The sequence below is a fragment of the Mycobacterium hippophais genome (assembly GCF_027529605.1).
In the GTDB taxonomy this organism is placed as follows: domain Bacteria; phylum Actinomycetota; class Actinomycetes; order Mycobacteriales; family Mycobacteriaceae; genus Mycobacterium; species Mycobacterium arseniciresistens.
Genome location: NZ_JAPZPY010000002.1, coordinates 511514 through 526948 on the forward strand (window position 1 = coordinate 511514; position 15435 = coordinate 526948).

Below are 15435 nucleotides of genomic sequence, written 5' to 3' on the forward strand. Positions count from 1 at the left end.
TCAGGCCGGCCCCAGCGTCGCGGCACCGGTCTCCGGATGGCGGTACCAGCCGCCCGCCGCATGGGTACCGCCGTCGACGTGGATGGTCTGACCGGTGATGTAGCTCGACATGTCGGACGCCAGGAACACCGCTGCCGAAGCCATCTCGTCGACATGACCGGGACGGCCGAGCGGCACCGTGTGGTTCAGCTTGTCGGGCAGGCCGCCGGGCGACATCGCCAGCAGGCCCTCGGTGACGGTGATGTCGGGCGCCAGCGCGTTGACCCGGATGCCGTGCGGCGCCAGCTCGAACGACGCGGTCTGGGTGTAGTTGATGACGCCCGCCTTCGCCGCCGCGTAGGCCGCGTACCCGGGAGCGGCACGCACCCCCTCGATCGAGGTGACGTTGATGACGCTTCCCGACAGCCCCGCCGCCGCCAGTTGCCGCGACACCCGCTGGGTGCACAGCAGGACGTGCCGCAGATTCGCCTTGTACAGTGCATCCCAGCCGTTTTCGCCGGTGTCGAGCAGCGGACTCGGGAACACGCCGCCCGCGTTGTTGACCAGGATCCGCACCGGGCCGAGTTCGGCGGCGGTGCGCTCGAGCGCCGCGTCGACCTGTGCGGCGTCGCGCACGTCGGTGACGATTCCCAGCGCGCCGATCGACTCCGCTGCGGCCGCGCAGGTGTCGGGGTCACGCTCCCAGATCGCGACGCGGGCGCCGAAAGCGGCCAGCCCTGCGGCGATCCCGCGGCCGATGCCCGCTCCCCCGCCGGTCACCACCGCCGCGCGGCCGGTGAGCAGGATCTGCGACGGGTCGATGGTCATGTCAGTGAGCTAACCAAACAGCTCAGCGGGTGACCTTGCGGGGCCGGTGCGACGGCGGCGCGTGCCCGATCACGTCGTCGGCCTCCAGCTCGGCGATCTCCGCCGCGGACAGACCGAGCTCGGTCAGCAGTTCGTCGTTGTGCTGGCCGAGCAGCGGCGCGGGGTGACGATGGAACCGCTGCGGCCCCGGTGACAGCCGGAACGGCAACGCACTGTGCGGCGTCGGGTCGTTGACGGGGTGGCCGATGTCTTCGAAGAAGCCACGCGCGGCCAATTGCGGCAGCTCGGTCTGCCGGTGCGGCTGCATCACCTTTGCCACCGAAATCCCAGCGGGCCAGAGTGTTTCGACGACGTCGTCGGCGGTGCGCTGCGCCGTCCACTCCCCGAGCCGATCGTCGATGAGGTCGTGGTGCGCCCGCCTGCCCGCGACGGTCGCCAGCTCCGAAGCCGTCGCCCACTCCGGACGGCCGAGTGCGTCGACCAGTGACGCCCACTGCTCGTCGGTGGCGACGGCCACGGCCACCCAGCAGTCCTCGCGGCCGAACTCGTCGATCCCGCTCGTGCGGTACAGGTTCTGTGGTGCGGCGGTCGGACCGCGGTTGCCCGCCCGCTGCAGCACCGCGCCGTAGGCGGAGTACTCGATGACCTGTTCGGCGGCCACGTTGAGGGCGGCGTCCACCATGGCAGCCTCCACCAGCACACCCTCGCCCGTGCGGCGACGGTGCTCGAGGGCGAGCAGCAGACCGTTGAGCGCGTGGATCCCGGCGTTGGGGTCGCCGACCGAGTACGGCTCGTTCGGGTTGCGATCGGGATAGCCGGTGAGCCAGCTGATCCCGGCGGCGGCCTCGATGACGTAGGCGAATGCCGGATTGTCGCGCCACGGCCCGTCCAGCCCGAAGCCGGGCATCCGCACCATGATCGCGTCGGGCCGCAGCGACTGCACCTTCGCGAAGTCGAGGCCGATCTGGTCGAGCACCCGCGGGGTGAAGTTCTCGACGATCACGTCGCAGGTCGGGAACAGCCGGTCGAGCAGGGCGCGGCCCCGCTCGGACTGCAGGTCGAGGGTGAGGCCCTTCTTGTTGGTGTTGAGCCCCGAGAAGATGGGCGAGCGCTCCCACCACTGCGGTTCGGTCGCCGGTATGCCGGCGATCAGGCGGGTGCCGTCCGGGTGGCGGGTGGACTCGACGTGGATCACCTCGGCGCCCAGCAGCGCGAGGATGTGCGTGCATGACGGCCCGGCCCAGAACGTCGTCATGTCCAGCACCCGCATGCCCTCGAACGGCAGCTGCGCCGGAACTGGATTCCCGGTCGTCAGGCCACGCTCTTGATCGCCGGGAATGCAGTTCCGGCGATGAGCCTCCGTGTGTTCGCCGAGGCGCGGCGCGGGGCGGGGCGCGCTCAGCAGCGGCGGCGAGGTCCGGTACGGCGGGCCGGGCCGGTCGAAGCCGTCGCGCGGATCGGTGGTGAATGAACCGCGCTCACGGAAGTGATCGAGCCCGGTGATGTTGGCGCCGTTGGCCACCGGCGCGTTGGGGATGCGGAACGCGGTGGCGAGGTCGCGGATGTCGTCGGACGCCTGGCCGCGCACCCAGGCGTACAGTTCCTCGGCCTTCTCGTTGGCCTGCTGGGTGATCGACAGCGATGAGTCCTCGTCGATCCACTCCTCGTGGCCGGTCATCGCGCACAGGTCGAACCACTGCTGCGCGGTGCCGCACCCGATGTCGACGAGTCCGTCGGCCGCCTGCGCGATGCCCGGGACGGTGAGGCGGCGGGCGTCGCGCCACGGCCTGCCGAGCATTTCGTGGAACGTCACCGGGTAGTAGGTCAGCCCGAGGATCTGCGTCTCCAGCATGGACAGGTCGATGAGGGCGCCGCCGCGGTGCTGCGCGGCGAGTGTGGCGGCGGCGGCGTAGGCGCCCGCGAGATATTCCCCGACCTGCCCGCCGACGTACACCGGCGCGCGGTCGGCGGCTCCCCGGCCGAGGCCGACGATCCCGCCCGACCAGGCCTGCAGGGTGAACTCGGTGGCCGCCCGGTCGCGCCAGGGTCCGGTCAGGCCGAAGGGTGTGATCGCGGTGACGGCGAGCTGGGAATGACGGCCGTGCATGTCCGCCGGCGAGAACCGCGGGTGCTCAGCCACATCGGAGCCGCGTGACCAGACGGCGGCGTCCGCCCCCGCCAGCAGCCCGTCGACGAAGTCGGCGTCTGACCCGTCCGTGGGATCGGCCACCACGCTGTGCTTGGAGCTCGCGAGAAAGGTGAACAGCGCGCCGTCGGCCCCGGCGGCGATGTCGGCGCCCGAGGCTGACCACCGCCGCAACGGGTCACCCTGCGGCGGTTCGACTTTGACGACCTCGGCGCCGCCGTCTGCCAGCAGCTTGGTGCAGTAGGCGCCGGCGATGCCGGTGGACAGGTCGATGACGCGGTAGCCGGCCAGCGGCGGCACGCTCACTCCTTCTTCGCGCGGTTCGACTTGCTCAGCCGGAAGTCGGGCGGGAACTTGCTGTCGTTGTCGTTCACCGCGCCGGCCAGGCCGCTGCCGATGGCCTCGTGCATGTCGAGGTCGTCGGCGTCGTCGTTGGCCACGCCGCTGCCCATCGACTCGAAGAACGCCGACAGCAGGCTGCCCATGTACTCCCCCTGGTGCTGCTTGAACACCTCGAAGAACAGCTTCTGCTGGAACACCGTGTCCACTGGCCGGTTACGCGCACACGCCCGGGCGTACTTGGCCGTCTCGGCCTCCAGGTCCTCCCGGGGGACAACCCGGTTGAGGAAGTTGCAGTCGTACATCTCCGCGGCGGTGAAGGGCCGGCCGGTGAACACCATCTCCTGGAATTTGCGCAACCCCATCATCTGGATCCAGGTCCACATCCGGGGTCCCCAGCCGTAATACCGGAACGACGGATGCCCGAACAGGGCGTCGTCGCTGGAGATGACCAGATCGGCGTCGGCGCACTGGTAGAAGTGCCAGCCGTAGCAGTACCCCTTGGCTTCGACGATGCTGATCTTCTTGAGCTCCTGCAGCGGCCGGTTGCCCGCCTGCACGTTGGCGTACCAGGCACTGATCGTCGCGCCGTTGCGGAAGGTGCCCTTCGGCGGATAGGTCACGTCGCCGACGCCGTCGTCCTCGAGGCGCAGCTCGGCCAGCCGCAGTTCGGGGTTGTCGTTGCCCTCCATGAACTCCGGGAGGTCGGCGCCACTGCCCAGGTTGTCCCCGACGCCGCGGATCACCAGCACCTTGACGTCGTTGTCGACAGTGGCCGCGCGGCAGAGGTCGGCGTAACGCAACCGGGCCGCCGACGTCGGCGCGTTGAGGAACTCCGGCCGGTTGAAGGTGATCGTCGCGATCTTGGTCCTCGGGTCCTTCTCGTAGAGGATGATCTCCTCCGGCGAGGGCCGGTCAGCCATTCCCATCTCCGACACGAGCCCCGGCAGCGGCCCCGACCGTCGCACCGGTGTAGGTCGGACTGGTGGTCAGCACCTCCGGGCCGGAGTCGGTGACCAGCACGGCATCCCGCTGGAACACCGCGCCGACGCCCGGCTCCCACACGTAGGCCGTGACGGCCAGCACCGTCCCGGGGTCGAGCCGTTCGGCAGCACAGGTGGCCGGCAGATCGGGCGAGACCACCGGAGGGTCGAAGCCCAGCCCAAGGCCGTGAGCCACCGGAATGGGCGGCAGCGCCTCACCGGCAGCCTCGTATGCGTCCAGCAGAGCACTGGCTGGCGCACCGGGATTGCACGCGTCGAGTAGCCGCTCCCACAGGTCATTCGAGCGGCGATACAGCGTGTCGGCGCCCTTGACCTCGCCCACGGGGTAGGTGCGCCCCACCTCGCCGACATAGCCGTCGGCCAGCGCGCCGGCGGCCAGCGCCACCAGATCACCCTCGGCGATCCGGCCGTCGCGGCGCCCGACCCGCCACGCATGCTCGCGCGAGGTCACCCACACCCCGTCCTGGGTGGCCGAGGTGCTGAACCCGCCGGCCGCCATCGCCTCCATCAGCACACCGTTCAGCGCCTGCTCGGTGATGCCGCCCGCGAGCCCGGACACCGCTGCGGCAAGCCCACGTTCGGCCACCGCGAGTGCTCGGCGCAGCACCAGGAGCTCGTCGACGGTCTTTCCCCGCCGCGCCGCCTTCATCGCGATCTCCCCGTCCACGAATTCGGCGTTCGGGAACGACAGGGGCAGCAGCTGCGCGAACGTCGGGGACATGGCGTCGGTACCCACGCGGCGGGCGTCCACCGCTCCATCGATTCCCTTGAGCACCTCGATCAGCGTCATCGGATTCCACGCCAGGCCGTAGAGGTGGTCGTGGCCGATCTCCTCCGGTATGCCCTCGTCCCAGCTGCTGTTGAGGTGGATGTCTCCGGTGGCGCGGACCAGTACGCAGATCGGGGCGAACGGCCGGGTGCCCGCGACCCAGAGCTGTGGGGCGCCGGTGACGTAGCGGACGTTGGCCTGCCGGCCGAGCACCAGGATGTCGAGGTCGTGAGCCGCCATCTGCGCCAGCACCCGCTGCCGTCGTCCGGTCCGCAGGGCCAGGTCGTCGGGAACGATCTCTTCACTCATTTTTGTAGGCCTATCAGTGTCTGCCCGTACGGCGCGTAGGGGTAGTCCGTGATCGATTGACACCCGTCCTCGGTGATCACCACGATCTCCTCACCGCGGTAGCCCCCGGTGCCGTCCTCCCAGATGACGGGTTCGAGGACCAGCAACATCCCGGCGGGGAAGACGAAGTTGTCGTCGAATTCCTGGCCGAGGTCCGTTCCGATCATCGGCATTTCGGCGGCATTCGTGCCGATGCCGTGGCCGAGGTAGAAGTGCGGCAGCCAGGGTTTGGTGCCGCCGTTGGCCGCGATCGCTGCGCGGGCGAGGTCACCGGAGGTGGCGCCGGCCTTCGTCACCGCCAGCACGGCGTCGAGGATGTGTCGCCACCTGGCGAACTGGTCCTGCTGGCGGGGCGTGGGTTCTTGCCCCACGACCCAGGTGCGTCCCCAGTCCGAGCAGTAACCCTCGTAGGTGATGCTGATGTCTGTCCACAGCACTTCACCCTCGGCCAGTTCCTGCTGCGTCGGCAACAGCGGCAACGCCAGATCGCCCGTGGTGGTCCACACCGTGCCGCTGTCCCGCGTGGTCGGCATCACCTGCCAGATGGCTTCGATCATGTTCGTGGTGGCGCCGAGCTCGAAGGCGCGGCGGACGAAGTGCGCGGACAGGTCCATCTGGCGCACACCGGCGGCAAGTGATCCCTGCACGTCGGCGACCGCCTCTTCGGTGATGCGGCAGGCCTTCCGGACGGCCGCGATCTGGTCGACGGTCTTGACCAGTTTGGCCGGCCCGATCACCTGCGCCGCGTCCGAGGGCGGGCCGGCAGGGAACAGGCGGTCCGCGGCGCGGCGCATCGCACCGGTCAGTTCGTCGACCGCGATGGTCGTCCCCGGTGGGGCCAGCGCGGCCAGCACCCGGCCGAAGTGCTCGACGCCCTCGTCGAATTCGAGGTACAGCGGCCCGTGCACGTGGTCGGTCGGCACCTCGGTGTCGAACGCGCTGCCCTCCTTGAAGGGCATAAACAAGTGTGGGTGCTCATCGTCTGCCAGCACGACGGCCACCGGCCGCTCGACATGGGACAGACCCGCATCCAGTAGCGGCCAGCTGGCGCCCGTCGCGTAGACGACGTTGCCGTTGCCCAGCAGGACCAGCGCACCGACGCCTTTGGCCTTCATGGACTCCCGCAGCCGCGCACCGCATTCGCGGTACATCCGCTCGCGGTCGGGCAGGTCGGGGATGTCGAGCTGGGAGAGCCCGCTCGACGAGGCGAAAGTGGCGGTCATCAGACTCCCAGGAAGTTCTTGATGTTCGAGCTGATGATCTTCGCGGCGTTCTCCGGCCCGACCGCATCGACCACGGTGGCCAGCGACTTCTCCGAATACCCGAACGTGCTCTCGTTGTGCGGGTAGTCCGACGACCACATCACGTTCTCGACGCCGATCCGGTCGATGAGCGCCAAGCCGAGCGGGTCCACCATGAACGACGCGCTCATGTGGTTGTCCCAGTAGTGGCGGACGCCGTGCTCGAGCTCGTGGTTGAACATGTGCCGGTAGGACGCCAGCATGTGCTCGGCATCCTGCAGTGCGGTGGGCACCCAGGCGATCCCGCCCTCGAACCAGCCGATCTTCAGCGACGGGTGCCGGTCCAGGATGCCGGAGAACACGTACTTGGCGAACTGCTCACGGAACGAGTCGACGTTGACCATCATGCCGACGACCACGCTGTTGTGCTGGCACGGCGTCTTCGGCGGGGTCTCGCCGATGTGGTGACTGACCGGCAGCCCGGCCGCCTCGATCTCGTCCCATACGGCGTCCATGGAGGTGCTGCCGTAGTCGTAGATGTTGCCCTCGTCGTCCTTGCCGGGGTTCAGCGGCAGCAGGAATGTCTTGAGGCCCAACGCCTTCAGCTCTTCGAGCGTGCTGCGGGTGCCCTTCGGGTCCCACCAGTTGATCAGGCCGACGCCGTAGAAGTGGCCGTTGCTGCGCTCCTGCAGATCGGCGATGTGCTCGTTGTAGATCCGGAAGACCCGCTCGCGCAGCGACTTGTCGGGATAGTGGAACAGCGCCAGCACCGCGTTGGGGAACGCGAGTTCCTTGTCGATGCCGTCCTCTTTGAGCTCCCGGATCCGGGCCTCGATGTTGTTCGACGCAGCCCCGGCCAGATCGTCGTACTGCATGAGGACGCGGCCGAAGTCGCCGCCGGTCCACGCCTTGCCCTTCATCCCGACCATGTAGGCGCCATCCTCGTACCAGATGCGCGGCGCGGCGCCCTTGAGCTCCTCGGGGAAGCGTTCGTAGAAGATGTCGTCGGCCACCGAGATGTGGTTGTCGGCGGAGAAGATCTCCGTGCCGGCGGGAAGGCCGAGGTCCTGGGTGGCGTGGCCCTTGCGGAACTTGGGCGCACCCCAGCCCTCGGGGGGATAAAGGGTTGACTGTGAAGGGACGGTAGGCGTGGACATCGGTGTCTCCAATCGGGCTGGTGGTTTAGCGGCCGGTCACCAAGTGACGGGCAGTTCGTAGACGCCGTAGGCGAGCCGGTCGTGCTTGAACGGCACCTCCTCGAGCGGGATGGCCAACTTCAGCGTGGGGATGCGGCGCAGCAGGGTGTGGAAGACGATCTGCAGTTCGGCGCGCGCCAACTGCTGTCCGACGCACTGGTGGCGGCCGTAGCCGAAGCCCAGCTGCTGTCCGGCGCTGCGGGTGAAGTCCAGCCTCTCCGGCTCGGGGTAGGCGTTGGAGTCCCAGTTCGCCGGCGCCAGGTCGATGATGATGCCCTCGCCGGCGCGGATGGTCTCGCCGCCGATCTCGATGTCCTCGATGGCGACACGGCGCTGTCCGTTCTGAATGATGGACAGGTACCGCATCAGTTCCTCGGCGGCGTTGGCGATGAACTTCGGGTCGTCCGAGTCACGCAGCAGCGCAGCCTGTTCGGGGTTCTCCAGCAACGCGAGCACGCCGATGCCGATCATGTTGGCAGTGGTCTCGTGTCCGGCGATGAGCAGGCCGGTGCCCAGCTGGGCGGCCTCCTTGACGCTGATCTCGCCTGCGGTCACCCGCTCGGCCAGATCCGACACCGCGTCCTCGGCCGGATTGGCCTGCTTCTCCTCGACGAGGTCGATGAGGTACTGATGCAGGCTCATCGCGCCCTTCTGCATCGCATCCGCGGCCGCGTAGCGGGCCAGCCCGGCGTTCGCGTGCTCCTGGAAGAACTCGTGGTCCTCATACGGCACGCCGAGCATGTCGCTGATCACCTTGGTGGGCACCGGCAACGCGAGTTTGGCGACGATGTCGGCGGGCTGCGGGCCGGCCAGGATCGCGTCGATGCACTCGTCGGTGACCTCCTGGATGGTCGCCCGCAGCGCCTCGACCCGCTTGAAGGTGAACGGCTTGGACAGCATCCGGCGGAACCGGGTGTGCTCCTCGGCATCCGAGGTGAACACCGAGCGCGGCCGCTTGTTCACCGTGGAGAGCATGTGCTCGTTCCAGTGCGGGAAGCCCTCGCGGCGGTCGTCGACGCTGACGCGGGCATCGGCGAACAGTTCCCGCGCGACGGCGTGACCGGTGATCAGCCACGGGGTGCTGCCGTTCCAGATCCGCACCCGCGACAGCGGTTTGGTCTCGTTCATCTGCAGCATCAGCGATGGCGGCGCGAACGGGCAGCGGGCGTCGCGTTCCATCGGGTAGTCGGGGATCTCGGCCGTGACGTCGGCCTCGGTTCCGGTCAGGGTGTCCGACATGGTGGGTGTTTCACTCCTCGATGTGGATGGCCAGCGCCGGGCAGGCTGCCGCCGCGTCGCGGGTCGGTCCGGCCAGGTCGGCCGGTGGGCTGTCGACGAGCAGGACGACGACGCCGTCCTCGTCTCGCTGGTCGAAGACGTCCGCGGCGTTCAGCACGCATTGGCCGGACGACACGCACTTGTCCTGGTCGACGGTGATCTTCATCAGGGTTCCTCGGAGACCGGGGCGAGCCACAACCCGACGATCGCGTCGATCAGACCCGACGCCGCCCCGGACCAGGACGCCCGCGGCACGGCGGTGCCCTGCGCCATTCCGCGTTCGCGGTCGGCGCAGCTGTGCATCAACAGGTTGCGGCCCATGACGTTTCGTTCCGCGCGGACGTCGGCGGGCAGTTCCGGCAGGCACGCGGCGATGCCGTTGATGACCTCGACGAGCGACGGCGACGACAGGGCGTCCCTGACGATCATGCTGTGGTAGGCCGGGTCGGTCATCACCTGCGCGGCGAACCGCGCGTACCAGGTCGGGTTGCCGAGCGCCTCGAGGTGGTCGGTGAGCGGGCGCACCAGGCAGCTGACCCAGTCCCGCATGTCCGGCGCGGGCCCGAGCTCGGCGACCATCTTCTCGCGCAACCGCTCGATGGGCCCGCGGTGCTTCTCCTCGATCGCGCGGACCAGGTCGGCCTTGGTGCCGAAGTGGTAGCCGACGGCGGCGTTGTTCCCCTGTCCGGCGGCCTCGCTGACCTGGCGGTTCGACACCGCGAAGACCCCGTGTTCGGCGTAGAGCCGCTCGGCCGCCTTGAGGATCGCCTCCTGGGTTCCGCTGGCCCGGTCGGCGCGGGCAACTCTCGCAGTGGTCACCTTCATAGTGAAGCCGGTCACAGCCTTTAAGTCAAGCGACTGATTTATGGCCGGCCACCGTCATGCCGACGGCTTCTCCTTGCGCGCGATGACCTTGCCGGCCACCGTGCCACCGTCGATCGGGAGGATGGTCCCGGTGACGTAGCGCGACCGGTCCCCCGCCAGGTACAGCGCCGCCTCCGCGACGTCGTCGACGGTGCCTTCCCGCTTGAGCGGGCGGTCGTTGCGCATCTGCGCACGGATCCTCGCCTCGAACTCCTCGAGTCGCGCCGCGTCCTCGCCCGTCGCCGACTTCCGCACGATCGCGGTGCGGATGTTTCCCGGCGCGATGGCGTTCACCCGGACCTCCCAGTGCGCCAGATCGATGGCGGCACATTTGGTGAACTGGATGACGGCGGCCTTCGAGGCCCGGTAGGTCATCACGCCGCCGCCGGCCTGGATGCCGCCGATCGACGTCAGGTTGATGATCGAGCCGCCGCCGTGTTCGGACATGTGCCGTGCGGCGTCCCGGGTGCCTGCCATCACCGCGAGCACGTTGACCGCCATCACCTGGTGGAAGTCGGCGAGGTCGTCGTCGAGGAACTTCGGGAACATCTTCCCCGAAACCCCTGCGTTGTTGATCATCACGTGCAGACCGCCGTACTCGGCGATCGCCGTCGACACCAGCGTGCCCACCTGGCCGATGTCGGAGACGTCGGTCTCGATGAACTCGGCGCGTGCACCGAGTTCACTGGCCAGCGCCGCGCCGAGTTCGGTGTCGATGTCGCCGAACACCACCGTCGCGCCCTCGGCGTGGAATCGCCGCACCAGCCCTTCGCCGAGTCCCGACGCCCCACCCGTGATCACGGCGACCTTGCCCTCGAGTTCACCGGTGGTCATTGTGCGGGCACCTCTCTGTGGGCGACGTCGGCCAGGAACTCCGACAGCAGGGCGTCGACCGCCGCGGGTCGCTCGATCTGTGGGCAGTGCCCGGCGTCGTCGACCACCGCGGAGCGGGCGCCGGCAATCTGGCCGGCGATCTCGGCCGCCCAGCCCGCGGGCAGCAGCTTGTCGCTGCCACCCTCGACGATCAGCGTCGGCACGGTGATCCGATGGTAGGCGCGTCTACTCGACGGCAGCGGCGGCGGCTCGAGACCTGGCCGGCGGAACCGCGCCGCGGCCAGCGCTTCCCACGCTCCGGGTGCGATGCTGGACTCGTAGCGCCGCTGCACGTAGTCGTCGTCCTCGGGATAGGAGGGGTCGGCGAAGAGCGCCGCGACGATGCGGCGCATCGCCGGCAGGCTGGCGTCGTAGTCGTAGAGCGCGCCCGAATACTCGTTGCGCTGGATTTCGCCGCCACCGCAGATGATCGTCATGCTGCGCACCGGTAGCACCGGCGCCTCCGACGTGGCGTCCACCAGCAGATTGATCGCCCCCATCGAATTCCCGACGAAGTGGGCGGCCGAGACGCCGAGGGTCTCGCAGAAGCGGGCGATGTGACGGATCCGCATCCCGCGGCCGTCGGTGAAGTCGACCACCTTCGCCGATCCGCCGAACCCCAGCATGTCAGGGGCCAGCACCCGATACTTCGACGCGAGAGCGGGAATCATTCGCTCCCAGCCGATCTCGGCGGTGACGCCGAACTCGCCACCGTGCAGCAACACCACCGGGTCGCCGTCGCCGGCCTCCAGGTACGCGGTGACCAGACCGTCGACCGCCGTCGACCGCCGCGTGAACGTCACGTGGTGTTCCTGTGCGCGCGGGCGAAGGTGAGCACCTGGCCGGCCAGCATGTCGAGCTGGTTGCGCACCGGCTCGTCGACGAGTTCGCCCGCTTCGTCCCAGATCCGGTCGGCCGAGTTGATCGCCACGCCCAGCGGCGTCGGCCAGGCCCGCAGCGCGTGGCCGATCGACCGCAGCTGCCCCAGGGTGCCGACCGCGGCCTGCCACCCGTAGGCGCAACTGATGCAGCCCCATGGTGTGTCGTCGAGGTACACCCGCGCGTCCTCGCGCAGATCCTCGATGTAGTCGAGCGCGTTCTTGACCAGTCCGGACACCGCGCCGTGGTAGCCCGGCGACCCGACGACGACGGCGTCGGCATCGCGCAGCGCCCCGACGAGCTCGAGTGCCTTCGGGGTGCGCTCGAGCTGGTGCGGGGCGTACATCGGCAGGTCGAGGTCCGGCCCGGCGAACATGCGGATGCGGCCGCCTTCGCGCTCGACGGACTGCAGGCAGTGCCGCACCGCGCGTTCGGTCGACGAGTTCTCCCGCAGGGTGCCGCCGAGCCCCACCACCAGCGGCCGCTGCGCGCTCTCGGTCTGCGCCGTCGCCGTTTCCGTCACGGTCATGTCGTCTCCCGTCATTTGATGGCGATCGGATTCACCGGTGAGCCCACCGCGCCGGTGAAGCGCAGGGGCGGTGCGATCAGCTGGAATTCGTACACGCCGTCCGCGGCACAGTCGGCGGACAGCGCGGTCAGGTCCCAGTACTCGCCCAGCATCAGACCCATGTCGCGCAGGCACAGCATGTGCAGCGGCAGGATCGTCCCCTCGATGCCCGACACCGGGTCCTCGACCATCAGGTTGTCCGCGGCGACCGCGGCGATCTCGTGGTCGTGCAGCCACGATGCGCATCGCCAGTCCAGGCCGGAGTACGGCTCGGTGCCGTCGCGGTTCTCCAGGAATCGCGCCCACCAGCCCGTGTGGATCAACACGACGTCGCCGCGTCCCACCGTGACGCCCTGTGCGCGGACCACCTCGTCGAGTTCCTCAGGGGTGATGGGATTTCCGTGTTCGAGGAAAGTCTGCGCGCCGCGGTGACGGACCAGGTCCAGCAGCACCCCGCGGGTGGTGATGCCCTTCGGATCCACCTTGTCGATTCCGCAGTGGAACGCGCCGAGGCTGGTCACCGAATTCGCGGGAAACCCGTTGTACAGCTTGTCGTCGTAGTAGACGTGCGACAACGCGTCCCACTGCGTGGCGGCCTGCAGCGGCATGATCACCATGTCGTCGTTGAACCGGAACGGGTTGTCGACGAAGTACCCCGAGAGCTGCTGGGCCACCGTGTTCTTGAACCAGTCCGGGCCGTACTTGACCAGCGTCTCGGCGTCGCCGCCGTCGACGGTCATCACGTGGATCGGATTGGGCCGGTACTGGAATGCGCCCTGCGGCCCCGACGAGCCGAAGTCCACTCCCAACGAGAACACCTTGCCGTGCCGCACCAGGCCGGCAGCCTGCGCCACCTTCTCGGCGGTGATGAAGTTCAGGGTGCCCAGTTCGTCGTCGTCACCCCAGCGGCCCCAGTTGCGGACGTCGTCACCGAGTCGGCGGAAGTCGTTCAGGCTCGCCATCGTCTCACTCCTGCGCGTTGTCGGCGGTGCGGCGCGGCACCGATGCGGCGAGGTCGCTCTCGCCGACGGTGCCGCCGTCCACCCAGATCACCTGACCGGTGATGTAGCTGGCGGCAGCGCTGTTGAGGAAGACCAGCACGCTGGCCTGTTCGTCCGGCGTGGACACCCGGCCCAGCGGCGTGCGGAAGGCGTCGAGGAAGTCCTGGCCGTAGGCGGTGCGCAACTGGTCGAGGATCGGGGTGTCGGTGACCCCGGGTGCGGTGCAGTTGATGCGAATGCCCTTGGCGCCCAGCGCGCAGACCTGCGCCATGCCGTAGAGGATGATGGCCTCCTTGGCCAGCCGGTAGCCACCGCCGTCGGCGAGGGCCTCCGGGTTGGCCGCGCACCACTCGAGGCCCTCGTCGATGGTCGCCGTCTCCACCAGTCCTGCTGTCACCGTGGCGTTCTCGCGGTATGCCGAGGCGGCCAGCGAGGACACGTTGGCGATCGCCGACCCGGGCGGCATGGCGGGGACGATCGCCTCGGTGAACCGCCTGGTGCCGAGGAAGTTGATGGTGACCACCCTCAGCGGATCACCGATGCCCGACGACACGCCCGCGACGTTGAACAGGGCGTCGACCCTGCCGCCGATCGAGGCGGCGGCGTGGTCGATCGACGGCTCGCTGGACAGGTCGAGGTCGATGAACGACGCGATCTGCACCGCGGGCGGCCGGAGGTCGAGCCCGATGACCTCACCGCCGAGCGACGTGACCTGCTGGGCCACGTGCGCGCCGATCCCGGACGCGACGCCGGTGACGACCACCCGCTTGCCGTCGTAACGCCATCGATCGCCGACCTCGTTCACCGCCGTCAGCCCGCCTGCTCGCGCGCTGCCTTCTCCGCCTGCGCCGCCTTAACGCGGCCTTCGTTGATCTCGGCCATCGCCTCGGGGATCTCACCGGCGGTGAACTTGCCGCCGCGGCCGGTCGGCAGGCCGCCGAAGGAGTAGGTCTCGTCGAAGAGCGGCGCGTCGGACGCCTCGCGGCGCGACTCCACCTTCTCGATGACGGGCTCGAGGCGTTTCGCCTTGTCCGTCACGGCCTTCTGGTCGCGCTCGATGAACTCGGGCAGGATCTCTTTGCCCATGATCTCGATCGACTCCATGGTGCCCTCGTGGCTGCGCGGGTTGAGCAGCAGGATGATCTCGTCGACCCCGCTGGCCTCGTAGCCGCGCAGGAACTCCCGCACCGTGTCCGGCGAGCCGATCGCGCCGCGGCCGGGCCCGTAGGCCAGCGTCGGGTCCTCCTTGACCGCCTGCTCGTAGAGCTCCCACACGCCGGTGCGGCCGGGGGTGTGCATCCCGGTCATGTAGTAGTGCATGATGCCGAACGAGAAGAAGCCGCCACCGATTCCGAGCTTCTTGAGCGCCTCGTCGTCACTCTTGGCGACCATCATCGACAGGTCGCCGCCGATGGCGAGCAGGTTCGGGTTGATCGCCGGGGTGATCGGAGTGCCCTTCTCCTCGAACTCCCGGTAGTAGCCGTCCACCCGCTCCTTGAGCGCCTCGGGTCCGGTGTAGGCGAAACTGAGTGCGCCGATTGCCTTCTGGGCGGCCATCTGCACCGACGACGGCCTGGTGCAGGCCACCCAGACCGGCGGATGGGGCTGCTGCAGCGGCTTGGGAATCACGTTGCGGGCGGGCATCTCCACGTGCTCACCCTTGAAACCGGAGAACGGCGCCTCGGTCATGCACCGGATCGCGACCTCGAGGGCCTCCTCCCACTGTGCGCGCTTGTCGGCCGGGTCGATGTTGAAGCCACCGAGCTCGGCCACCGACGACCCCTCGCCGGTGCCGAACTCGACACGGCCGTTGGACAGGTGGTCCAGCGTCGCGACCCGTTCGGCGATGCGGGCGGGGTGGTTGATCGGCGGCGGCAGGTGCATGACACCGAAACCCAGCCGGATGTCTTTGGTGCGCTGGCTCGCCGCGGCCAGGAACATCTCCGGAGCGGTCGAGTGACAGTACTCCTCGAGGAAGTGGTGCTCGGTGAGCCAGACGGTGGAGAAGCCGGCCTTGTCGGCGGCCTCCACCTCGTCGAGGCCGTGCTGGAACAGCTGGTGCTCGTCGTCGTCAGACCACGGCCGCGGCAGCGGGAATTCGTAGAACAGCGAGATCTTCATG

The 15435-nt window shown here is 68.9% G+C and carries 15 protein-coding genes; all 15 read right to left on the reverse strand.

Annotated features, from left to right (window positions below):
* The 15 genes from O6P37_RS08070 to O6P37_RS08140 are packed head-to-tail and all read right to left on the reverse strand — an operon-like array spanning position 1 to position 15434.
* Positions 1-807: an SDR family NAD(P)-dependent oxidoreductase gene (locus O6P37_RS08070; RefSeq protein ID WP_269893552.1), complete on the reverse strand. Its 807-nt coding sequence runs from the start codon at positions 805-807 to the stop codon at positions 1-3.
* A 22-nt stretch (positions 808-829) separates the two neighbouring features.
* Positions 830-3253 carry a CaiB/BaiF CoA-transferase family protein gene (locus O6P37_RS08075; protein WP_269893553.1) on the reverse strand — a complete coding sequence of 808 codons (2424 nt, stop codon included), beginning with the start codon at positions 3251-3253 and terminating at the stop codon, positions 830-832.
* Positions 3254-3255: 2 nt separating this feature from the next.
* On the reverse strand, positions 3256-4215 hold the full coding sequence (locus O6P37_RS08080) for an enoyl-CoA hydratase/isomerase family protein (RefSeq protein ID WP_269893554.1): 960 nt from the start codon (positions 4213-4215) through the stop codon (positions 3256-3258).
* The gene (locus O6P37_RS08085) at positions 4208-5374 is read right to left on the reverse strand and encodes a M24 family metallopeptidase (protein ID WP_269893555.1); all 1167 of its coding nucleotides are present in this window, start codon (positions 5372-5374) and stop codon (positions 4208-4210) included. Before O6P37_RS08085 ends, O6P37_RS08080 begins: the two co-directional genes overlap by 8 nt.
* Positions 5371-6636 carry a M24 family metallopeptidase gene (locus tag O6P37_RS08090; RefSeq protein WP_269893556.1) on the reverse strand — a complete coding sequence of 422 codons (1266 nt, stop codon included), beginning with the start codon at positions 6634-6636 and terminating at the stop codon, positions 5371-5373. The genes O6P37_RS08085 and O6P37_RS08090 overlap by 4 nt, the downstream gene beginning before the upstream one ends.
* Entirely contained in the window at positions 6636-7811 is a 1176-nt protein-coding gene (locus tag O6P37_RS08095) for an amidohydrolase family protein (RefSeq protein ID WP_269893557.1), read from the reverse strand. Before O6P37_RS08095 ends, O6P37_RS08090 begins: the two co-directional genes overlap by 1 nt.
* Positions 7812-7847: 36 nt before the next feature.
* Positions 7848-9089 carry a cytochrome P450 gene (locus O6P37_RS08100; RefSeq protein WP_269893558.1) on the reverse strand — a complete coding sequence of 414 codons (1242 nt, stop codon included), beginning with the start codon at positions 9087-9089 and terminating at the stop codon, positions 7848-7850.
* A gap of 10 nt (positions 9090-9099) precedes the next feature.
* Positions 9100-9294 (reverse strand): ferredoxin, encoded by a 195-nt coding sequence (locus tag O6P37_RS08105; RefSeq protein ID WP_269893559.1) that lies wholly within the window; start codon positions 9292-9294, stop codon positions 9100-9102.
* The gene (locus O6P37_RS08110) at positions 9294-9953 is read right to left on the reverse strand and encodes a TetR/AcrR family transcriptional regulator (RefSeq protein ID WP_264013437.1); all 660 of its coding nucleotides are present in this window, start codon (positions 9951-9953) and stop codon (positions 9294-9296) included. Before O6P37_RS08110 ends, O6P37_RS08105 begins: the two co-directional genes overlap by 1 nt.
* A 54-nt stretch (positions 9954-10007) precedes the next feature.
* A complete protein-coding gene (locus tag O6P37_RS08115) occupies positions 10008-10826 on the reverse strand; it encodes an SDR family NAD(P)-dependent oxidoreductase (protein ID WP_269893560.1) in 819 nt (272 codons plus the stop codon).
* On the reverse strand, positions 10823-11668 hold the full coding sequence (locus tag O6P37_RS08120) for an alpha/beta fold hydrolase (protein WP_269893561.1): 846 nt from the start codon (positions 11666-11668) through the stop codon (positions 10823-10825). The genes O6P37_RS08115 and O6P37_RS08120 overlap by 4 nt, the downstream gene beginning before the upstream one ends.
* On the reverse strand, positions 11665-12273 hold the full coding sequence (locus O6P37_RS08125) for an NADPH-dependent FMN reductase (protein WP_269893562.1): 609 nt from the start codon (positions 12271-12273) through the stop codon (positions 11665-11667). Before O6P37_RS08125 ends, O6P37_RS08120 begins: the two co-directional genes overlap by 4 nt.
* Before the next feature lie 11 nt (positions 12274-12284).
* The gene (locus O6P37_RS08130; protein ID WP_269893563.1) at positions 12285-13274 is read right to left on the reverse strand and encodes a cyclase family protein; all 990 of its coding nucleotides are present in this window, start codon (positions 13272-13274) and stop codon (positions 12285-12287) included.
* Between the two features lie 4 nt (positions 13275-13278).
* The gene (locus tag O6P37_RS08135) at positions 13279-14118 is read right to left on the reverse strand and encodes a coniferyl-alcohol dehydrogenase (RefSeq protein ID WP_269893564.1); all 840 of its coding nucleotides are present in this window, start codon (positions 14116-14118) and stop codon (positions 13279-13281) included.
* 5 nt (positions 14119-14123) lie between these two features.
* On the reverse strand, positions 14124-15434 hold the full coding sequence (locus O6P37_RS08140) for an LLM class flavin-dependent oxidoreductase (protein WP_264013291.1): 1311 nt from the start codon (positions 15432-15434) through the stop codon (positions 14124-14126).
* Position 15435: the final 1 nt, after the last annotated feature.